The organism is Methylobacterium platani, from assembly GCF_001653715.1.
Taxonomy (GTDB): Bacteria; Pseudomonadota; Alphaproteobacteria; order Rhizobiales; family Beijerinckiaceae; genus Methylobacterium; species Methylobacterium platani.
Genome location: NZ_LWHQ01000070.1, coordinates 23,880 through 44,414, shown reverse-complemented (window position 1 = coordinate 44,414; position 20,535 = coordinate 23,880). Strand labels below are relative to the sequence as shown.

Sequence of the window (20,535 nt, the reverse complement as noted above, 5' to 3'; positions counted from 1 at the left end):
GGCTTTCTTTGAATGGCCCTGAGGGCTGGGTACGCACCGGTTGACACGCGCGATCCTGCGCCTTCTCATCGACGATTCGCCGGGGAGGATGCCTTGAGGCGTCGACCGGCCCGGCGGACGATGGTCCGCCGGACGCGCCCCCGAACCGGCGTCAGTGACCGTGCTTGCAGTCCGGGCCGTGGACGTGCCCTTGATCGTGGCGGTCGTGCGCGTGGCCGTGTTGATGGCCGTGATCACGGTGAGGATCGTGCGCGTGATGCCCGTGGTCGTGGGGCTCATGCCCATGGTGCTCATGGCCGTGATGATCATGCCCATGGTGCTCATAGCCGTGGTGATGATGGTCGTGCCCGCAGGTGCTGTGGTCGTGCGCCGCCGCCTCCTTCTCCGGACGGAAGGGGCGCTGCAGCGCGGTCGCGGTGCAGCCCTGGCCGCGGATCAGCTCGGCGACCGCCGGATCGTCGAGGACGAAGAGCCCCTCGGCCGTCACCTCGGCCTGGACGTGGTTGCTGCCGAGCTGCCAGGCGAGGCGGGTCAGGCGGGCCGGGTTCTCGGCCGTCACCGCGAGCAGGGCCTGCGGGGCGGCGAGGATGCGCACCAGGCGCCCGTCCTCGAGGCGCACCGCGTCGCCGTCCTCGAGCGTGGTCTCGCGGTCGAGGTCGAGCCGGACGGCGAGGCCGCCCTGCGCGGTCAGGTCGGCGTGGCGGCGCGAGCGGGCGGCGTGGTCGAGGGCGACCTCGTCGGCGACGGCATCGGGGCGTACGGCGGCCTTGCGGACGATGGTGGTGGCGCGCTGCATGGGCGGAGGGCTCCTCGCGGGCTTCGTGCGTTCGGGCCTCCCTGTAGAGCATTTCGCCGTCATGCGGCAGGGCTTCCCGCGGCCCGGTGTGGCCCTGCCGCCGCACCTTAACGGTTCGTTACCCAGCCGGCGGCAGCCCGGGGAACCATCGCACGGCCAAGCTCATTTGGCGTTAAGCTGCGGCACGGCTAAGCTGGGAGGCAGCGGCGCGGGCGCGACGCCCGGAAGCCGGACCGCGACACGCACGAGGGGATAGGATCATGAAGAAGCTCATCGCCGCCACGCTCGCCGGCGCCCTGGCGCTCTCGCTCGGCGCCTGCAACACCCCCGGCGACCGCGCGGCCGGCGGCGCCGCCCTCGGCGGCCTGACCGGCGCGGCGATCGGCGCGGCGGCCACGGGCCGGGCCGGCGGCGCGCTCGCGGGCGGCCTCATCGGCGCGGCCGGCGGCGCCGTGGTCGGCGCGGCCACCGCGCCGCAATGCCCGTACGGCACCTATCGCGACCCCTACGGCAACGTCTACTGCCGCTGATCGGCGTCGCATGACGGTCCCGGCGGCGCGGCCGCCGGGCTCGTCCCGACGTGCGCTTCCACATTCCGCGGAAGCGTGCGGGGCGCTAGAAGAGCGTCATGACGCTCGCTTCCGCCCGACCATCGACGCTCCTCCGCCACCGCTTCCACTCCGGGAGGCGCGCGTGAGCCAGGGCGTCTGGGGCAAGCTCGGCGGCGCCGGCATCGGGCTGGCCGCCGGCGGTCCGCTCGGCGCGCTGATCGGCGCCGTCGCCGGCCATTTCCTCCTCGACCGCGAGGGCTCGCTGTTCGGGCCCACCCCCCGCGAGGTGGTGTTCACCACCGGGCTCGTCGCGCTCGCCGCCAAGATGGCGAAGTCGGACGGGGTGGTGACGCCCTCCGAGGTCGCGGCCTTCGCCGACATCGTGCAGGTGCCCGAGGGCGAGCGCGCCGGCGTCGAGCGGCTGTTCGACCTCGCCAAGCGCACCACCAGCGGCTTCGAGGGCTATGCGAGCCAGGTCGCCGAGGCCTTCCGCGACGAGCCGGCCCTGCTCGAGGACGTGCTCGACGGCCTGTTCCACATCGCCAAGGCGGACGGCGCGATCCACGAGAGCGAGGCGCGCTACCTCGCCGCGGTGGCGGAGATCTTCGGCGTCGACGAGGCCCGCTTCGCCGCGATCACCGCCCGGCACGTCCGCGTCGCCGACGATCCCTACGAGGTCCTGGGCGTCGACCGCTCGCTCGCCGGGCCCGAGCTGAAGGCGCGCTACCGGGCGCTGGTCTCCGAGAACCATCCCGACCGGGCGATCGCCCGCGGCCTCCCGCCCGCCGCGGTGGCCATCGCGACCCGGCGTCTCGCGGCGATCAACGCCGCCTACGACCGCATCGCCGCCGAGCGGCACCTGAGCTGAGCCCGAGGGCCTTCCCCCGCCATGAGCCTCACCCCCGACAGCCCGGTCGCCACCCAGGTGGTGCCCTCCCCCAACCACGACGAGCGGACCCTGCCGGTCGACGTGCTGATCCTGCACTATACCGGCATGGCGAGCGCCGCCGAGGCGCTGCTGCGGCTCTGCAACCCGCTGTCCAAGGTCTCGTCGCACTACCTCGTCTTCGAGGAGGGCCGGGTCGTGCAGATGGTGCCGGAGGCCCGCCGCGCCTGGCATGCCGGGATCTCGGCCTGGGAGGGCGTGCGCGACGTGAACTCGCGCTCGATCGGGATCGAGATCGCCCATCCGGGCCATGCCGGGGACGGCACGCTGGCACCCTATCCGGAGGCGCAGATGGCGGCGGTGACGGCGCTCTGTCGCGACATCCTCGCGCGCTGGCCGATCCGGCCCGACCGGGTGCTCGGCCATTCCGACATCGCGCCCGAGCGCAAGATCGATCCGGGCGAGAGCTTTCCCTGGGGCGCCCTCGCCCGGGACGGGATCGGCCACTGGGTCGCGCCGACGCCGATCCGCGACGGGCGCTTCTTCTCGGAGGGCGATGCCGGCCAGCCGATCGAGGCGCTGCAATCGATGTTCGCGCTCTACGGCTACGACGTGCCGGTGAGCGGCACCTTCGACGCGAGGACGAAGGCCGTGGTGACGGCGTTCCAGCGCCATTTCCGGCCGGCCCGGGCCGACGGGGTGGCGGATGCCTCGACCATCACGACGTTGCGGGACCTGCTCGCCGGCAAGCCGGCGTGAGGCGTGCCCGACGGCGGCCGAAGGGACCCGCGGCGGCGCCGGCCGCTTGACGGCCCGAGGGGCACGCCGCAGAAACATCTTCTCCAACGATAAGAAGCGGGAGGATATTTTCGCGTGTCCGAGCCGACGATCCTGCATCGACGACGCTTCCTGGCCGGCACGGCCGCCGGGGCGATCGGCATGACCTCCTCCGCCCGCGCCCAGAGCCCCGGCGCGGATCCCGTCAAGCCAGCGCCGCAGAAGCCCGACGCCAAAGGCTTGCCCGGCTACATCGCCTGGAAGGACCCGGATGCCTTCATCGTCCATTCCAACCAGACGGTGGAGACGAAGCGGGGCCGCGCCGGCAGCGGCGTCGTCACGCCCGTCGACCGGTTGTTCATCCGCAACAACGTCAACCCGCCTTCGGACGGCATCGTCGCCGATCGGAATGCCTGGCAAGTCGACATCGCGGGTGTGGCCGAACCGCGCACGCTGACGCTGGCCGAGCTGAAGCGCCTGGGCCTCGCGAGCGTCGCCACGGTGCTGCAATGCTCCGGCAACGGGCGCAAGTACATGCAGGACGCGCTGCAGCCGGGCCAGAAGATCGCGGGCACGCCCTGGACGGTCGGGGCGGCGGGCTGCGTGATCTGGACCGGCGTGCCGCTCAAGGCCGTGGTCGACGCGCTCGGTGGTCCGGCGGCCGGGGCGAAATTCGTCACCGGGACGGGCGGGGAGGACTTGCCGGACGGGCTGAAGCCCAAGGACGTGATCGTGGAGCGCTCGGTCCCGATCTCGACCCTCGACACGGTGCTCCTGGCCTGGGAGATGAACGGCGAGCCGCTGCCGCTGGCGCATGGCGGCCCGCTGCGGATGATCGTGCCGGGCTATTCGGGCGTGAACAACATCTAGTACGTCAAGGCGGTGGCGCTGACGGCCGTCGAGACCGACGCCAAGATCCAGGCCGCGAGCTACCGCATGCACGGCGTCGGCGAGAAGGCCGGCCCCGCCCAGCCGTCGGTCTGGGAACAGCCGGTGCGCTCGTGGATCACCGCGCCCCTGGAGGACGGGGCGGCGGGCCGCGCGATCGTCACCGGCGTCGCCTTCGGCGGCATGAACGCGGTGTCCCGCGTCGAGGTGTCGATCGATGGCGGCCGCACCTGGAGCGATGCGCCCTTCATCGGCCCCGATCTCGGGCGTTACGCCTGGCGGCAATTCGCCCTCCCGGTCGATCTGCCGGCGGGCACGCACGTCCTCGTGAGCCGGGCGACCGATGCGGCCGGCAACGTCCAGCCCGAGGAAACGCCGCCGAATGGCGGCGGCTACAGCTACAACGGCTGGCGCGGGCCGGCCCTCACCCTGAGAACCGCCTGAGCCCCCTTCCCGCCCTCCGGCCCGCATCCCGGCCGCGAAAGCTCGCGATGAACGCTGCGACCCGTCCCGTCCTCTGCCTCGTCCTGGCCTTCGCCGCGGCCCCGGCCTCGGCGGATCCGGCGCGCCTTGCCCTCGGCAAGCGGGTCTTCACCGAGCTGGCCGAGCCGGGATGCGGGGTGTGCCACACGCTGGCGGATGCCGGCACGACCGGGACGGTCGGGCCGGTCCTCGACACGCTGAAGCCGGATGCGGGCCGGGTCGCCACCGCGGTGACGACCGGCATCGGGGTGATGCCGGCCTTCGAGGACCTGACCCCGGAGCAGGTCGCCGCCGTCGCCCTCTACGTGGCGACGGCCACCGGCGCCTCCCGGTAGGCGTCGGGGCGGCCCGGGAAGACACCCGGGCGCCGGAGGGGCGCGTTCGGCGCCCCTCGACGATCGTCCCTCACCCGTGGCTGCTGCCGAGCCGCTCGCGCGGGGCCTCGGCCTGGGGCGGGAGCTCGGCCGGCGCCTCGGCCGCGCCGCGGGTGCGCCACAGGCTGTAGACGATGCCGCCGGCGAGCAGGACCACGGTCACCACCAGGGCGACCCAGGGCTGGATCTCGATCAGCTCGAAGGTGTCGGCGACCACGATCTTCAGGCCGATGAAGATCAGGATCAGGGCGAGCGCGGTCTTGAGATAGGCGAAGCGGTCGACCATCGCCGCGAGCGCGAAATAGAGCGCGCGCAAGCCCAGGATCGCGAAGATGTTCGAGGTGTAGACCACGTAGGTGTCGGTGGTGATCGCGAAGATCGCCGGCACGCTGTCGACCGCGAAGATCACGTCGGCACCGTTGACCAGCACCAGGGCGAGGGCGAGCGGGGTGAGCCAGCGCACCGGCTTGCCGGTCTTCGGGTCCGGCCGGTGGGTGGTGAAGTTCTGGCCGTCGAGCTCGTCGGTCACCCGCATGTGCTTGCGCATGAAGCCGGTGAAGCGGTCGGCGGACGTGTTCTCGCCCTCCTCCTCGTCGCCCGAGACCAGCATCTTGATGCCGGCATAGATCAGGAAGGCGGCGAAGATCGTCAGCACCCATTCGGCCTGGTGGACGAGGGCGGCGCCGAGCCCGATCATCAGCCCGCGCAGCACGATCGCCGCCAGGATGCCCCACAGCAGCACCCGGTGCTGGGCGTTGCGGGGAATGCCGAGATAGCCGAAGATCACCGCGATGACGAAGACGTTGTCCATCGACAACGACTTCTCGACGATGAGACCGGCCAGGTATTCCTGGCCCGCCTGGGGCCCGAGATACCACCACACCCAGCCGCCGAAGAGCAGCCCGAGGCTGAGGTAGAAGGCGGTGAGGAGCAGGCTCTCCTTCACGCCGATCTCGCGGCTCTTGTCGCGATGCAGGAGGCCGAGATCGAGGGCGAGCAGGATGAAGATGACGGCATGGAAGCCGAGCCACATCCAGATCGGCTTGCCGAGCCACGTCATATACAGGAAATCGACCATCGCGGGACCGTGATGCTTCGAGGAAGAAAGCATCGGCTCCGACATCACGAGCGCGAGAAGCGCAGCTCGCCAGAGGGGCCCGCAGCCGATGGGTCGGACTTATGTCCCGGATGGCGGCGGATCAAGGGCGGCCCGGCCTTGCGGCCACGCTGTATTTTTCGCGCGCTGCCCCTGCGGCAGGTTGACAGGCCGGCCGCCGTCGCGGCCTTGGGGCGCGCATGACGAGACTGAGCGTGCGAAACGTGGCGGTGGTCGGGGGCGGTCCCGCGGGCCTTGCGGCCGCCGAGATCCTGGCGGAGGCGGGCCTCGCGGTCACCGTGATCGAGCGGATGCCGTCGCCGGCACGCAAGCTGCTGATCGCCGGGCGCGGCGGCCTCAACCTGACCCACAGCGAGCCGCTGGAGCGCTTCCTCGCCCGCTACGCCCCGCCGGAGCGGCGCCTCGACGCGGCGATCCGGGACTTTCCGCCGCAGGCCCTGCGCGACTGGTGCGAGGGGCTCGGCCAGCCGACCTTCGTCGGGTCGAGCGGCCGGGTGTTCCCGGAGGCGTTCAAGGCCTCGCCACTGCTGCGGGCCTGGCTCGCGCGGCTCGACCGCCTCGGCGTCCGGCTTCGCACCCGCACCCGCTGGACCGGCTGGGACGCCGGGGGAGCCCTAGCGCTGTCGGGCGAGGACGGCCCGGCGACGCTGCAGGCCGACGCGACGGTCCTGGCGCTCGGCGGCGCGAGCTGGCCGCGGCTCGGCTCCGACGGTGCCTGGGTGCCGGTGCTGGAGGCCGAGGGGATCGCCGTCAGCCCGCTGCGGCCGGCCAATGCGGGTTTCACCGCCGCCTGGTCGCCGGTCTTCGCCGAGCGCTTCGCCGGCGCGCCGCTCAAGCGCATCGCGCTCTCCCTCGGATCCGGCACGGTGCGGGGCGAGGCGGTGATCACCCGCGACGGGATCGAGGGCGGCGCGGTCTACGCCCTGTCGCGGCCGATCCGCGAGGCGATCGAGGCCGGGGGCGAGGCGGTGGTCCGGCTCGACCTGAGGCCGGACCTCGACGCGGCGGCGCTGGCGCGCCGCCTCGCGGGCGCCCGGCCGAAGGAGTCCCGCGCCACGGTGCTGCGCAAGGCGGCGGGGTTGAGCCCGCCCGCGGCCGGCCTGCTGCGCGAGGCGGCGCGCGACCTGCCGGCCGACCCCGCCTCCCTCGCCGCCCTCGTCAAGGCGGTGCCGCTGCGGCTCACCGGCCTGCGGCCGATCGAGCGGGCGATCTCGAGCGCCGGCGGCGTCACCGCCGGGGCTCTCGACGACCGTTTCATGCTGCGAACGCGCCCCGGCACGTTCCTGGCCGGCGAGATGCTCGACTGGGAAGCGCCGACCGGCGGCTACCTGCTCCAGGCGAGCTTCGCCGGCGGCCGGGCGGCGGCGAAGGGGGCGCTGGCGTGGCTCGGGGAGCGGTGAGGGATCACAGCTTCGCGCAGAACCCGACCATGCCCGAGCTGTCCGGCGGGCACAGCGCCACCGCCTCGCCGCTCTCCCGGCGGGTGAAGTTCGGGTTGCCGCCGCGCAGGCAATAGGCCGACACGAAGGTCTCGCCCTCGTCGCAGACGAGCTCGCAATGCGGCTTGGCGCAGCCGTCGGTGCGCAGCATCCGGAACGGCAGGGCGGCGGTCGCCGCCGCCGTGGCGCCCGCCGATCCGGCCGGCCCCTGCGGCCCGGAGGGGCCCGCCTCGCCCTTCGCGCCGGGAGCACCCGGCTCGCCCCTCGGGCCGGCGTCGCCCTTCGGCCCCGCCTCGCCTCTCGGGCCCGCATCACCCTTGGGTCCCATCTCGCCCCTGGGGCCCGCATCCCCCTTCGGCCCGGCGAGCCCGGCCACACCCTGCGGCCCGGTCGGGCCCGGCTCGCCCTTCGGGCCCGGCGCGCCGGTGGCGCCGCAATTGGCGATCGCGATCTCCCGGGAGGCCTCGCCGGCCTTGAGGGTCGCGACGCAGTTCTGCGGCACGTAGGGCACCTTCAGGGTGAAGCGCCCGCGCTTGTCCGAGGTGACCGGGATGTCGTCGTCGAGGGTGACGACCACGCCGGCCTTGCCGACGCTGCCCGAGACGGTGAGGTCGCCGGCCTCGATCCGGGCGTCCCAGACCGTGATGGCCGGTTGTGCCGGTGTGGCGGCGCGCCCGCCCGCCGGCGCCGGCTGCGCGAGCCCCGCACCGGGCAGGACGGCCCAGGCGGACAGGGCAGCAGACAGGATCAACGCGGCGCGGGATGGACGCATCGTTCGGCCCCAAGGCGTGACGAAAATGGCCCCGCTCTCGCGGGCGCCGCACCTTGGGGCGCTGTCAAACTTCGGTCAACTGCGCAGATCGGGCTCCGATCCCGCGCTCAGGCCTCGTCGTCGAGCACGCCCTCGAGGGCGTAGTGGCGCACCGTGTGGCGGTTGGCGATCAGCTCGTCGACGCTCGGCTCGCCCTTCAGCGCCCGGGCGATGGCGAGCTTCGTCGCCTCGTAGTTGGTGCGGTAGAGGTCCTTGCGGTCGAGGTTCGGATCCTCGGGGCAGCGCGGGTCGAGCCAGATCATGATGATCATGCACAGCTCGTCGAGCCCGTCGCGGGGCAGGATGCCCTCGATGATGCAGTCGACGATGGCGTCGCCGGTGGCGGCCTGGACCACGCCGCCGAGGAGCTCGACGTACTCGGCGGTGTGGATCGTCGCCTTGGTGGTCATCATCGTGGCCGGGCGCACCAGCTGGTTGAGGTCGCGCACCACGAACATCCGGGTATGGCCCTGGACCTGCCCCATCATCGAGGCGAAGGCCTGGCCCACGGGCCCGCGCACCGAGCCGATCAGCACCTCGGGCATCGCGTCGGTATACTGGCCCTCGGCCGCCAGCACGGTGGCCTCGCCGGTGCGGAAGACGATCTCGCTCATGGTCCGATTCCTCAGGTTCGAGTCCCGGCGCGGGTCGACCACGGCACACGCCGCAGCGTCAACGGTGGCGAACCCATCGACCTGTCCGGAAATTGGTCTATAGGCCGAGGGTCGGGGCGTCCCGCCCCCGAAGAGACGAAGCGGACGGATGAGCGATCGCGACTGGACCCTGCGGGTGAGCCCGACCGAGGCGGGCGTGCGGCTCGAGCTGGACCTCGCCGATCTCGACGGCGCGCCGGTCACGGCGGCGATCGCCCTCGACCGGGCCGAGGCGCGCCGCTTCGCCCGGGCGATGCTGGCCGCCGCCGGCGACGCGGCCGAGCGCACCTTCCCGCACCCGCCGCTCGCCGACGAGGGCTGAGCGGTCAGTACCGGCCCGGCAGCCGCGGCACCTTGGTGCCGGGCTTCTCGATCGGCTCGGCGCAGGAATAGACGAACTCGGTCTGGAGGTCGGTGAACACCGTCTCGCCGACGATGGTGCAGGTGTCCCGCGCCGTCTCGCGCAGATAGGTCGTCGCCGCTTCCGAGAAGCGGCGCCGGCGCGTCAGCGCCGGGTCCTGGCCGGAGAGCCCGCAGCCGGTGAATTCCCGCAGGCCGTTCGAGACGATCAGGACCTTGCGCTGCTGGCGCTGGTCGTAGACCTCGTAGGGATCGTTGCAGCCGATCGTGACCACCTGCGGCGGCAGGCCGACATAGGTCTTCGAGATGTAGGAGAATTCGGTGCAGCCGGCCGTCGCCACGACGGCGCCCGCCACGGCGACGAGGGCGAGCCCCCCTGGTCCTGTCCGCATCCCCGATCCTTCCCGCATCCTTAAGCCCAGCTTTGAGCCGGGGCGGGCGCGGCGGTCAAGCCCGGGTCAGGGGGCAAGGTCTGCGGCTTCCCAGTCCTCCACCGCGAGACCAGGGACGCGGCGGAACTCTCGCAGATTATGCGTCACCAGCACCAAGCCTCGCTGAATGGCCTGTCCGGCGATCAGCACGTCGTAGGGACCGATCGGCGTACCGATAGCTACCAGAGACGCTCGCACTTCCCCAGCCCGGCGGGCATCGGAGGCGTCGAAAGGCAGGATCGGAAACCGCAAGGCATCGACGCGAGCAAGGGATCCTGCTCGATTCTGGCTACGGAACGCTCCATAGAAGAGTTCGTGGGCAACGATACTTGAGACAATAACATCTGTATCGTTCTGCTGATCGACCCGGGCCCAAAGCCCGGCATGCCCCTTCAACAGGCCGATCACGGCATTAGAGTCGAGGAGGTAAATCACGGAAAGACATCAGACATGTCGCTGTCCGGCAGCGGCGGCTGCTCAGCAACAGCCGCCGCGAAATCATCATCAACCGGGCCGACGAGAGCTTTCAGCCAAGCCCAGTTCCCCGGTATCGGCTCCAGAATCAATGCGTTGCCCTCGCGGCGCACCTGCACCGCCTCGCCTTCGAGGCACCATCCGTCCGGTAGCCGTACGGCCTGGGCGCCGTCGGTCCAGAACAGCTTCGCGATCTCGCCCATGCGCGCCTCCGGGGTTCCCGTCCAAGATGGAGCCGGACGAGGCCCGACGCAAGCGCATGCCGCAGCGGCAGGTCACCGCCGCGGCACCGTACGCCTGAGCCCGCGCCCCTACTCGGCCGCCGCGCGATACCGCGCCGTGTCGTAGTTCAGCACCGGGCCGAGCCAGCGCTCGACCTCGGCGACGTCCATCCCCTTGCGGGCAGCATAATCCTCGACCTGGTCGCGCTCGACCTTGGCGACGCCGAAGTAATGCGCGTCCGGATGGGCGAGGTAGAGGCCCGAGACCGAGGAGCCCGGCCACATCGCGTAGGATTCGGTGAGCTTGACGCCGATCCGCGGCTCGGCCTGGAGCAGGGAAAACAGCGTCGTCTTCTCGGTGTGGTCGGGCTGGGCCGGGTAGCCCGGGGCCGGGCGGATGCCGGCATAAGGCTCGGTGACGAGATCCGCCGGCGAGTAAGCCTCGTCCGCCGCGTAGGCCCAGAATTCCCGCCGCACCCGCTCGTGCATCCGCTCGGCGAAGGCCTCGGCGATGCGGTCGGCCAGCGCCTTGACCAGGATCGACCTGTAATCATCGTTCTGGCGCTCGAAGCGCTCGGCGATCCGCACCTCTTCGAGACCCGCCGTGACTACGAAGCCGCCGACATAGTCGGGCAGCCCGCTCTCCACCGGCGCCACGAAGTCCGACAGGCAGGTATTGGGCCGCCCGTCGCGCTTCGAGAGCTGCTGGCGCAGGCCGTGGAAGGTGGCGAGCGTCTCCGTCCGGCTCTCGCCGGTGAACAGCCGAATGTCGTCGCCGACCGCGTTGGCCGGCCAGAAGCCGATCACCGCCTTCGGGTTGAACCAGCGCTCCTCGACGATCTGGCGCAGCATGGCTTGCGCGTCCTCGAACAGGGCGCGGGCGGCCGGTCCCTGCTCGGGGTCGTCGAGGATCGCCGGATAGCGGCCCTTGAACTCGTAGGTCTGGAGAAACGGCGTCCAGTCGATGTAGGGGACGAGTTCCGCCACCTCGTAGCTGCGGAAGACGCGCGTCCCGGTGAAGGTCGGCTTGACCGGTGTGTAGGCCGACCAGTCGGCCTTGAAGGCGTTGGCGCGGGCACGCGCGAGGGGGAGGCGCTGCTTGTCGGCCTCTGAGCGGGCATGGGCCTCGGCGACGCGCTTGTACTCGGCCCGCACCGTCTCGATGGTCTGCCCCTTGGTGTCGGGCGAGAGCAGGTTCGAGACCACGCCGACGGCGCGGCTGGCATCGGTCACGTAGACCGCCTGGCCCTTGGCGTAGGCCGGGTGGATCTTTACCGCGGTGTGGACCCGGCTGGTCGTCGCCCCGCCGATGAGCAGCGGCACGTCGAAGCCCTCGCGCTCCATCTCGGCCGCGACGTGGACCATCTCGTCGAGCGACGGGGTGATGAGGCCCGACAGCCCGACGATGTCGACGTTCTCACGCCGCGCCGTATCCAGGATCTTCGCCGCCGGCACCATCACGCCGAGATCGATGATCTCGTAGTTGTTGCAGGCGAGCACGACGCCGACGATGTTCTTGCCGATGTCGTGGACGTCGCCCTTCACGGTCGCCATCAGCACCTTGCCGGCCGCCTGCCGGCCGCCGACGCCGCCATTGGCGGCCTTCTCCTCCTCCATGAACGGCATCAGGTAGGCCACGGCCTGCTTCATCACGCGGGCGGACTTCACCACCTGCGGCAGGAACATTTTTCCTGCGCCGAACAGGTCGCCGACCACGTTCATGCCGGCCATCAGCGGGCCCTCGATGACGTGGAGCGGACGCTCGGCCTTTGCCCGCGCCTCCTCGGTATCGGCCTCGATATACTCGGTGATGCCGTTGACGAGCGCATGCTCCAGGCGCTTCTCGACCGGCGCCTCGCGCCAGGCGAGGTCGGCGGTCTTGGCCTGCGCCTGTCCCCCTTCCTTGAAGCGAGCGGCGGCGTCGAGCAGGCGCTCGGTCGCGTCCTCGCGGCGGTTGAGGACGACGTCCTCGCACAAGTCGCGCAGCTCCGCCGGCAGTTCGTCGTAGACCGCGAGCTGGCCCGCGTTCACGATGCCCATGTCCATGCCGACCTTGATGGCGTGGTACAGGAACACCGCGTGCATCGCCTCGCGCACCGGCTCGTTGCCGCGGAAGGCGAAGGACAGGTTCGAGATGCCGCCCGAGATATGGGCGTGGGGCAGCGTCTCGCGGATGATCCGGGCCGCCTCGATGAAGGCGACGCCGTAGCCGTCATGCTCCTCGATGCCCGTCGCCACCGCGAAGACGTTGGGATCGAAGATGATGTCCTCAGGGGGAAAGCCGACCTTTTCGGTCAGCACCTTGTAGGCGCGGGTGCAGATCGCGACCTTGCGCTCGAGCGAATCCGCCTGGCCCTGCTCGTCGAAGGCCATCACCACCACGGCGGCGCCGTAGGAGCGGCAGATCTTGGCCTCGTGGATGAACTTCTCCTCCCCCTCCTTGAGGGAGATCGAGTTCACGATCGCCTTGCCCTGCACGCATTTCAGGCCGGCCTCGATGACCGGGAACTTCGACGAGTCGATCATCACCGGCACCCGGGCGATGTCGGGCTCGGCGGCGACGAGGTTCAGGAACTCGACCATCGCCTTCTGCGAATCGAGCAGGCCCTCGTCCATGTTGACGTCGATGATCTGGGCGCCGGCCGCGACCTGGTCGCGGGCGACATCCAGGGCGGCGGCGTAGTCGCCGTTGGTGACGAGCTTGCGGAAGCGCGCCGAGCCGGTGACGTTGGTGCGCTCGCCGACGTTCACGAACGGGATCTCGGGCGTCAGCGTGAAGGGCTCGAGGCCCGACAGCCGCATCAGCGGCTTCACGGTCGGCACCCGGCGCGGCGCCTTGCCGGCCACCGCCCCGGCGATGGCCCGGATGTGGTCCGGCGTGGTGCCGCAGCAGCCGCCGACCATGTTGACGAGGCCGCTCTCGGCGAACTCGCCGACGAGCTTGGCCATCGCCTCCGGGCTCTCGTCGTAGAGGCCGAACTCGTTCGGCAGGCCGGCATTGGGGTAGGCGCAGACCAGCGTGTCGCAGGTGCGCGAGAGCTCGTCGATATGGGCGCGCATCTCGCGGGCGCCGAGCGCGCAATTGAGGCCGAAGGTGAGCGGATCGGCGTGGCGCAACGAGTGCCAGAAGGCGGTGGGGGTCTGGCCCGACAGGGTGCGGCCCGAGAGATCCGTGATGGTGCCCGAGATCATGATCGGCAGCCGGGTGCCGGTCTCCTCGAAGACCTGCCAGGCCGCCGCCACCGCCGCCTTGGCGTTCAGCGTGTCGAAGACCGTCTCGATCAGGATCAGCTCGGCGCCGCCGGCGATCAGGCCGCGCACCTGCTCGGCATAGGCCTCGCGGACCTGATCGAAGGTGACGGCGCGGTAGCCCGGATTGTTGACGTCCGGCGAGATCGACAGGGTGCGGTTCGTCGGGCCGATGGCGCCGGCGACGAAGCGGCGGCGCCCGTCCTGCTTCTCGGCGAGAACCGCCGCCTCGCGGGCGAGCCGCGCGCCCTGCGCGTTCAGCTCGTGGATCACCGATTCCATGCCGTAATCGGCTTGGGCGATCGTGGTGCCCGAGAAGGTGTTGGTCTCGACGACGTCGGCGCCGGCGAGGAAGTAGTCGAGGTGGATCTGCCGGATCGCGTCGGGCTGAGTGAGGATCAGGAGGTCGTTGTTGCCCTTCTGGTCGTGGGCGTGGTCGCGGAAGAGGTCGCTGCGGAAATCGGCCTCGGTCAGGCCGAGGCGCTGGATCACCGTGCCCATCGCCCCGTCGAGGACGAGGATCTTCTCCGCCGCGCGCCGGCGCAGGGCGGTCAGGATGTCGGCACCGTCGGCGGGGCGGAAATCGGTCATCGGGGTGGGGTTTCCAGCGGGTCGATCGAGGTATGGAATCGGTCCGGGCCGCGTCATGCGGCCCGGACGAACGTCAGCGATGTCGAGACATCGGGGTATCAGGCCGCCGCCTTCTCCGCCGCAGGCGACGCCGCGCGCAAGCCCAAGAGGTGGCAGATCGCGTAGACGAGGTCGGCGCGGTTCATGGTGTAGAAGTGGAAGTCGGTGACGCCGCGGTCGACGAGGTCCAGCACCTGCTCGGCGGCGACCGCCGCGGCCACCAGCTTGCGGGTGGCGACGTCGTCGTCCAGCCCCTCGAAGCGGGCGGCGAGCCAGTCCGGAACCGAGGCGCCGGTGCGGCGGGCGAAGTTGGCGGCCTGCTTGAAGTTCTGCACCGGCAGGATGCCCGGGATGATCGGGATGTCGATGCCGCGCGCCTGCACCCGGTCGAGGTAGCGGAAGAACAGGTCGTTGTCGAAGAAGAACTGGGTGATGGCGCGGTCGGCGCCGCAATCGACCTTGGCCTTCAGCGCGTCGAGGTCCTGGTCGAGGGAGCCGGCCTCGGGGTGGCGCTCCGGATAGGCCGAGACCGAGACCTCGAAGTCGCCGATGCGCTTGATGCCGGCGACGAGGTCGCAGGAGCGCTCGTAGCCGCCCGGATGCGCCGTGTAGGCGGTACCGACGCCCTCCGCCGGGTCGCCGCGCAGGGCCACGATGTGGCGCACGCCGGCCTCGTGATAGGCGCGCACCACCTCGTCGACCTCACCCCTGGTGGCCGCCACGCAGGTGAGATGGGCGGCGGGCTTCAGGTCGGTCTCGCGGACGAGGCGCGACACGGTGTTGTGGGTGCGCTCGCGGGTCGAGCCGCCGGCGCCGTAGGTCACCGAAACGAAGCTCGGGCCGAGCGGCGCGAGACGCTCGATCGACGACCACAGGGTCGCCTCCATCTCGGCGGTCTTCGGCGGGAAGAACTCGAACGAAACGCGGATCGGGCGGCGGCTGTCGCGGCTCGGGCGGAAGGCGGTGGGGTACATCGGCGGCCTCGGCGAACGGATGAGGGCGGATCTTCAGGCGACGGCGCGGTCGGGCAGGCCGGCGGCGGATTCGGGGTGATGGGCAAGCCAGAGCGTGACGGTGAGCTGGTGCTCCGCGCCCCCCGAAGGCGCGAGGTGGCGCAGCCGCACGTCGGTCAGGCCGGCCTCGGAGAGCCAGCCGGCGACCTGCTCGGGCGCGAAGCCGAGGCGGCGATGCGCCTCGTCCGCGCGCAGGAATTCCAGGCTGTGGGGGGCGAAATCGACCACCAGCAGGCGGCCGCCCGGGGCGACGAGGCGCGCGGCCTCGCGCAGGGCCCGGGCCGGGTCGTCGAGATAGTGCAGCACCTGGTGGATCAGCACGAGGTCGAAGCTCGCCCGGCCGAAGGGCGGGGCATGGATGTCGCCCTGGCGCAGGTCGATCCGGGTCAGGCCCTGGCGCTCCAGGTTGGCGCGGGCGACCGACAGCATGGCGTGGTTGGCATCCAGCCCGGTCGCCCGGGCGGCGCGCGGCGCCAGGAGGCCGAGCATCCGCCCGGTGCCGGTGCCGAGATCGACGAGGCTGCCGATCGGGCCGGAGCCGAGCGCCTCGAGCACCGCCGCCTCGACGGTGGCCTCCGGCACGTGGAGCGAGCGCACCCGGTCCCATTGCGGCGCCAGCCGGGCGAAGAAGCTCTGGGCGGCCTCCGCGCGCTGAGCCCGCACCGCCTGGAGCCGGGCCCGGTCCTCGGAGAGCGGCGGCTCCCCGGCATCGAGGGCGGCGACGAGCGGCGCCACCAGCCCGACCGCGCCCTCGCGCAGGCGGAAGAACGCCCACGCACCCTCGCGGTGGCGAACCACCAGCCCGGCCTCGACCAGGAGCTTGAGGTGGCGGGAAATCCGCGGCTGCGACTGGCCCAGGATGTCGGTGAGATCGGAAACCGACAATTCGCCCTCGCCGAGCAGCACCAGGATGCGCAGGCGCGTCTCCTCCGCGGCGGCCCGCAGCACGCCCAGGGCGTCGACGAAGGGGACGGTGGCGGTCATACCGAGGGGCTCCTCGCCTCCGATGCGAAACATAAAGATATCTTTATGTGAGGAGTGCCGACGGTGCAAGCGGCGTTTACGCGGGCGGGATCGTGGCGGGGAGGGGTGAATCGCACGCAATCACGGAGGTGAGAGCTACGCCGGTTCAGGGCAGAGCGGTCCGAGAAAAGGACAAAGCGCGGGTACTCCCCCTCTCCCCGCGGGCGGGGAGAGGCCTTCGCCCCCCTTGCCGGGGGCGAAGGTAGCGCGAAGCGCGAGGGTGAGGAGGTACTTCCGGAGGAGCCTCACTCGTTGAGACCCCCTCACCCTCGCTCCGGCTTTCGCCTCCGCTCACTTCATCGACAACAAGGTCGATGAAGTCCTCTCCCCGCCCGCGGGGAGAGGGGGAGTACCAGCGCCCATTCTTTTCCCGAAACCCCGCGTTGACCGTACCCGGGCGCCTCCGGTATGTTCTCTCTTCGTTCGGGCCGCCCGCCCGTCCAGGAGCGTCCCGCTGCCATGGCGCAGGCCACCTCCCCCGGCTCGTCGTCCCGTCCGGATTCCCGCGGCAAGACGCTGTTCTTCTTCGAGAAACCCTCGGCGATGCGCCAGGTGCAGCGGTTCTTCCGCTCGGCCAGCACGGTCTGCGTCGCGGCGGAGGGGCATCTGCTGGAGGTGGCGGAGCCCGGGGAGATCCGGCCGGACTGGAAGCCCTGGCGCTTCGACGCGCTGCCGATCGCCATGGAGCGCCTGCCGGTCGCCCCCGGCCACGGCCGCTCGGGCCAGTCGCATGCCCCGAAGATCGCGGCGATCCGCCAGGCGCTGAGCGGCGTCGAGCGGGTCATCATCGCTACCGATCCGGGCCGCGAGGGCTCGATGATCGCCTGGGAGGTGCTGGAGCATCTCGGCTGGCGCGGCCGGGTCGACCGGCTTCGGCTCGGGGCGCTGGACGAGATCTCGATCCGCCGCGCCTTCGGGCTGCTGGCCCGTGAGGACGATTCCGGCGAGCGCGACTACGCGGCCTATCTCGAGGCCCTGTGCCGGCAATACGAGGACTGGCATCTCGGCCTCAACGGTACCCGGGCGGTGTCGTTGCGCCTGCGCCCGCCGGCCTTCCGCGAGCCGTGGCGCTTCGGCGGCGTGCAGACCCCGACGCTGGCGATCCTCGCCGATCTCGAGGAGCGCATCCGCACCTTCGTGCCGCGCGACTTCTACAAGATCGCCCTGCCGGTCACGATCGAGAGCGGCGCGAGCCTGACGCTCTGGCACGCGCCGAAGGAGAAGATCTTCGACATACAGGACGCCGAGGCGATCCGCGACGCGGCGACGGGCTGGGCCGGCCCGCTCGCGGTGATGCAGAAGGACGTGCGGCGGACGCCCCCGAAGCTGCATTCCAAGGACACCCTGGCGCGCGCCTGCGCCAAGCGCTTCGGCTGGGACCCGCAGGTGACGGCGCGCCATGCCCAGGCGCTCTACGACAAGGGGTACCTCACCTATCCCCGCACCGAATCGATCCACCTGCCGGAGTCGCAAGGAAAGGACGCCGCCGCGGTGATCGCCGCGATCGCAACCGCCGACACGACCATCGCGGCGCATGCGCCCGACACCCCGCAGATCCGCCGCGGGCCGAGGGGCCACTACGTCAAGGATCCGGGCGAGCACCACGCCATCGTCCCCTTGCGCAAGGTGCCGGGGCCGGGCGACGTGGCGCCCGAGGCGTTGCGGCTGTGGCTGCTCGTCGCCAAGACCTTCCTCGCCGCCCACATGGCCGACGGGATCGACGCCCGCACCACGGTGACGGCCGATATCGCGACCCCGCTCGGCCAGAAGCGCTTCGCCATCACCGGCAGCGTGGTGAAGGTGCCGGGCTGGCGCGCCCTCTACGGCACCGAGGCCGACGAGGACGAGGTCGTGCCCGGCAAGGCCAAGGCCGACGACGAGCCGACGACCGGGCGCCTGCCGGCGGTCCGCGACGGCGAGGCCGGCACCGGCGGCGAGCCGGTGATCGAGACCGCCCGGACCGAGCCGCCGCGGCGCATCACCCGGGGCGAGCTGCCGGTGGTGATGGGCCGGCTGATCGACCAGATCGAGGATCCGGCGCTGAAGCGGGCGCTGGAGAACCCCGCCAACCCGACCGAGCCGAAGGGTCTCGGCACCGCCGCGACCCGCGACGCGGTGCTGCCGAAGCTGATGAAGAGCCACTACGTCACGCTGTTGAAGGGCAAGGACCCGGCGATCGCCGTGACGGAGGTCGGCCTCGCCTTCGTCGCCGCGGTGCGCCGGGTGTTCCCAGCCTACGGCGATCCGGTCGGGCGGGCGGTGTTCGAATCGGAGCTCGCCGAGATCGGCCGGGCGACGACGAAGGCGGAGGCGTTACGCCGGGCCGAGGCGTTTCGCCAGCGCACCCGCGAGCGGGTCGAGGCGCTGATCGGCGCGGTGTCGGGGGTCGAGCGTCTGGAGGTGGATGCCGAGGCGCCGTCCCGCGGCGGCGGCCGCGCGCCGACCGCCGCGATGGTGTCGTTCGCCAAGTCGCTGGCGGCCCGCAAGGGAATCCCCCTCCCGCCGGAGGCGACGCGCGAGGCCGGCGCCTGCCGGGTCTTCCTCAACACCCATGCCGGACCGAAGGCGGCCCCGGCGGGCGAGGGCAAAGCCCGCCCGCCGACCCCGGCGATGCTCCGCTTCGCCGCCTCGCTCGCCCGCGAGAAGCGCCTGGAGGCGCTGCCGCCCGAGATCGAGACCGACTTCGCCGCCTGCCGCGCCTTCCTCGACGCCCATGCGGGCGGCGAGGCCAAGGCGGGCAAGGCGCCCCCCGCCCGCGAGACGCCCGCGAAGAAGGCCCGCCGCCCCCGCGCGGCCGCGAGCCCGGGCCGCGCGCCGCGCCGCCGCCGCGCCGCCGGGGCGTGAGGCCGGTGCCGGCAAACAATCGCCCGCGCGCCCGCATGAGACGGCTGGACAGGCGAACCGAGCGTCTCTATACCGCCGCTCAACGCCGCTGCCCCACGCAGCCGGCGGGCCCGGGTAGCTCAGTTGGTAGAGCATGCGACTGAAAATCGCAGTGTCGGCGGTTCGACTCCGTCCCCGGGCACCACTTCCTTATCGTCGGTAAGGGTGGTGCCGTCCTTCGAGGGGGACGATCTCTGGCGCTTGGACCGTCGCCTTGCGCGGCCGGTGCGCCCGGGTAGCTCAGTTGGTAGAGCATGCGACTGAAAATCGCAGTGTCGGCGGTTCGACTCCGTCCCCGGGCACCATTTCTCTTCATTCCTCAAACGACGATTTGTTGCCGGCACGCGAGCTGAACCAGCTTGTCCGAGAGGCCGTCTCGACGTGCCGGAGAGGAAGAGGGCTCGACGTCGCATCCGCGGCGAGCACCAGTCGGTCATCCCCCCGCATCATCCTGAACCGTCGGCGTCCATGCATCCCAGGCACCGCTGCGCGGCCCTGGGATGACCGAGAAACTCCCGTTCCGTCAGCGCACCCGATCAGGCCTTGGCGGTGCGCACCGACCCCTTTGCCGCCGGCCCTTTGCCGCCGGAGACGGTCCGGTTCTGCCACAGGTTGAGCGGCACGATCAGGATCACCGTGGCGAACACCCACCAGGCCGGCCGCACGTCGTCGGTGAAGTCGAGATTTGCGGACAGGACCGCCGTGGCCGGCACGTTGGTGGCGAGGGCATACCACAGGGCCTCCACCGCCGCGGTCGCGAGCCCGGCCGCCACGCTCAACCCCAGGAGCGGCAGCGGCGCCGTCGGCACCTTGAGCCGGTGCATCAGCCGCCAGCCCATCAGGGCCAGGAACAGCCCGCTCCAGTAGACCGGGTTCGAGACGTCGATCTTCGACTGGATGAAGAAGTGCAGCAGCGCCAGGGCGGTGAGCGGGTAGACCAGCCGGTGCAGCCGCGGCCAGGCCTTGCCGAGGCGCCGGATCATCCCGTCGGTCGAGGTGACGCCGAGCACGACGAGGCCGAGCAGGGCGGCAAAGCCGATCGTGAGGTAGATGCGGAACGCGATCTCGCTCGCCACCCGGGCGAGGTCGAACTTCTGGTCGGCGATGTACAGGGTGAAGTGGAAGACCGCGTAGGCGAGCGCGGTGAGCCCCAGCATCCGCCGCACCAGGATGAGCTTCGGCGCGTTGGCGATGCGCCGCATCGGCGTGACCGCGAGCGAGACGATCAGGAACCGCACCGACCAGTCGCCCATGGCGTGCAGGTAGGCGGTGAGCGGCTTCGCGCCGAGCCGGTCGAGGGCGTAGGCCCCGGTGAACCACAGGCCGGGCGCCAGGGCGAGGAGGAAGACCGCGAGCTTGAACCGCGACAGGCGGCCGGCCCGGTCGAGCCACGGCCAGGCAATCCGAGCGGAGACGGCGCGAGACGGAGCGGGCGGAGGAGCGGCGATCCGGGGGTGGACGGTCATACGGGACCTG

The 20,535-nt window shown here is 71.5% G+C and carries 18 protein-coding genes, 2 tRNA genes and 1 pseudogene; 10 read left to right on the top strand and 11 right to left on the bottom strand.

Annotated features, from left to right (window positions below; translation table 11 throughout):
- Positions 1 to 151 precede the first annotated feature (151 nt).
- Entirely contained in the window at positions 152 to 796 is a 645-nt protein-coding gene (locus A5481_RS27905) for an urease accessory protein UreE (RefSeq protein ID WP_048434566.1), read from the bottom strand.
- 260 nt (positions 797 to 1,056) lie between these two features.
- Here A5481_RS27905 and A5481_RS27900 point away from each other — a divergent pair, with 260 nt between their 5' ends.
- The 5 genes and pseudogenes from A5481_RS27900 (at position 1,057) to sorU (ending at position 4,716) form a co-directional block, all read left to right on the top strand.
- Positions 1,057 to 1,326: a hypothetical protein gene (locus tag A5481_RS27900; RefSeq protein WP_048426387.1), complete on the top strand. Its 270-nt coding sequence runs from the start codon at positions 1,057 to 1,059 to the stop codon at positions 1,324 to 1,326.
- Positions 1,327 to 1,489: 163 nt separating this feature from the next.
- On the top strand, positions 1,490 to 2,215 hold the full coding sequence (locus A5481_RS27895; protein WP_048434565.1) for a J domain-containing protein: 726 nt from the start codon (positions 1,490 to 1,492) through the stop codon (positions 2,213 to 2,215).
- Positions 2,216 to 2,236: 21 nt separating this feature from the next.
- Positions 2,237 to 2,992, top strand: a complete 756-nt coding sequence (locus A5481_RS27890; protein WP_048434564.1) for an N-acetylmuramoyl-L-alanine amidase — start codon at positions 2,237 to 2,239, stop codon at positions 2,990 to 2,992.
- A gap of 114 nt (positions 2,993 to 3,106) precedes the next feature.
- Positions 3,107 to 4,342: pseudogene (sorT, locus tag A5481_RS27885) on the top strand (SorT family sulfite dehydrogenase catalytic subunit).
- A 47-nt stretch (positions 4,343 to 4,389) separates the two neighbouring features.
- A complete protein-coding gene (gene sorU / locus A5481_RS27880; RefSeq protein WP_048434563.1) occupies positions 4,390 to 4,716 on the top strand; it encodes a SorU family sulfite dehydrogenase c-type cytochrome subunit in 327 nt (108 codons plus the stop codon).
- A 70-nt stretch (positions 4,717 to 4,786) separates the two neighbouring features.
- On the opposite strand, the gene A5481_RS27875 is transcribed toward sorU, so the two are convergent.
- Complete coding sequence (locus A5481_RS27875) at positions 4,787 to 5,833, bottom strand: TerC family protein (protein WP_048434562.1); 1,047 nt, start codon at positions 5,831 to 5,833, stop codon at positions 4,787 to 4,789.
- Positions 5,834 to 6,051: 218 nt separating this feature from the next.
- Here A5481_RS27875 and A5481_RS27870 point away from each other — a divergent pair, with 218 nt between their 5' ends.
- Positions 6,052 to 7,272, top strand: coding sequence for a TIGR03862 family flavoprotein (locus A5481_RS27870; protein ID WP_048434561.1), 1,221 nt, complete (start codon positions 6,052 to 6,054; stop codon positions 7,270 to 7,272).
- Positions 7,273 to 7,276: 4 nt separating this feature from the next.
- Here A5481_RS27870 and A5481_RS27865 read toward each other — a convergent pair whose 3' ends face one another.
- Both A5481_RS27865 and A5481_RS27860 read right to left on the bottom strand, forming a co-directional pair.
- Positions 7,277 to 8,083 (bottom strand): collagen-like protein, encoded by an 807-nt coding sequence (locus A5481_RS27865; RefSeq protein ID WP_048434560.1) that lies wholly within the window; start codon positions 8,081 to 8,083, stop codon positions 7,277 to 7,279.
- Positions 8,084 to 8,190: 107 nt separating this feature from the next.
- Positions 8,191 to 8,736 (bottom strand): formaldehyde-activating enzyme, encoded by a 546-nt coding sequence (locus A5481_RS27860; protein ID WP_048434559.1) that lies wholly within the window; start codon positions 8,734 to 8,736, stop codon positions 8,191 to 8,193.
- A 148-nt stretch (positions 8,737 to 8,884) separates the two neighbouring features.
- Between A5481_RS27860 and A5481_RS27855 the strand changes: the two genes are divergently transcribed.
- On the top strand, positions 8,885 to 9,097 hold the full coding sequence (locus A5481_RS27855) for a hypothetical protein (RefSeq protein WP_048434558.1): 213 nt from the start codon (positions 8,885 to 8,887) through the stop codon (positions 9,095 to 9,097).
- A gap of 4 nt (positions 9,098 to 9,101) precedes the next feature.
- Here the strand turns inward: A5481_RS27855 and A5481_RS27850 are convergent, their stop codons facing one another.
- From A5481_RS27850 to A5481_RS27830, 6 genes are all read right to left on the bottom strand, one after another.
- The gene (locus tag A5481_RS27850) at positions 9,102 to 9,527 is read right to left on the bottom strand and encodes a hypothetical protein (protein WP_048434557.1); all 426 of its coding nucleotides are present in this window, start codon (positions 9,525 to 9,527) and stop codon (positions 9,102 to 9,104) included.
- A 66-nt stretch (positions 9,528 to 9,593) separates the two neighbouring features.
- Positions 9,594 to 10,001, bottom strand: coding sequence for a type II toxin-antitoxin system VapC family toxin (locus tag A5481_RS32920; protein WP_082173173.1), 408 nt, complete (start codon positions 9,999 to 10,001; stop codon positions 9,594 to 9,596).
- Complete coding sequence (locus A5481_RS27845; RefSeq protein WP_048434556.1) at positions 9,998 to 10,243, bottom strand: antitoxin; 246 nt, start codon at positions 10,241 to 10,243, stop codon at positions 9,998 to 10,000. Before A5481_RS27845 ends, A5481_RS32920 begins: the two co-directional genes overlap by 4 nt.
- A gap of 108 nt (positions 10,244 to 10,351) precedes the next feature.
- Positions 10,352 to 14,101 carry a methionine synthase gene (gene metH / locus A5481_RS27840; protein ID WP_048434555.1) on the bottom strand — a complete coding sequence of 1,250 codons (3,750 nt, stop codon included), beginning with the start codon at positions 14,099 to 14,101 and terminating at the stop codon, positions 10,352 to 10,354.
- 98 nt (positions 14,102 to 14,199) lie between these two features.
- Positions 14,200 to 15,114: a methylenetetrahydrofolate reductase [NAD(P)H] gene (gene metF / locus A5481_RS27835; RefSeq protein WP_048434554.1), complete on the bottom strand. Its 915-nt coding sequence runs from the start codon at positions 15,112 to 15,114 to the stop codon at positions 14,200 to 14,202.
- 33 nt (positions 15,115 to 15,147) lie between these two features.
- Positions 15,148 to 16,137: an ArsR/SmtB family transcription factor gene (locus A5481_RS27830; RefSeq protein WP_048434553.1), complete on the bottom strand. Its 990-nt coding sequence runs from the start codon at positions 16,135 to 16,137 to the stop codon at positions 15,148 to 15,150.
- Positions 16,138 to 16,635: 498 nt separating this feature from the next.
- On the opposite strand from A5481_RS27830, the gene A5481_RS27825 reads away from it, so the two are divergent.
- From A5481_RS27825 to A5481_RS27815, 3 genes are all read left to right on the top strand, one after another.
- A complete protein-coding gene (locus A5481_RS27825) occupies positions 16,636 to 19,020 on the top strand; it encodes a type IA DNA topoisomerase (RefSeq protein ID WP_156655660.1) in 2,385 nt (794 codons plus the stop codon).
- A gap of 108 nt (positions 19,021 to 19,128) precedes the next feature.
- Positions 19,129 to 19,204, top strand: a tRNA-Phe gene (locus A5481_RS27820).
- 84 nt (positions 19,205 to 19,288) lie between these two features.
- Positions 19,289 to 19,364: transfer RNA gene (locus tag A5481_RS27815), tRNA-Phe, on the top strand.
- Between the two features lie 231 nt (positions 19,365 to 19,595).
- Here A5481_RS27815 and A5481_RS27810 read toward each other — a convergent pair.
- Positions 19,596 to 20,525 (bottom strand): protein-methionine-sulfoxide reductase heme-binding subunit MsrQ, encoded by a 930-nt coding sequence (locus tag A5481_RS27810; protein ID WP_082173579.1) that lies wholly within the window; start codon positions 20,523 to 20,525, stop codon positions 19,596 to 19,598.
- Positions 20,526 to 20,535 lie beyond the last annotated feature (10 nt).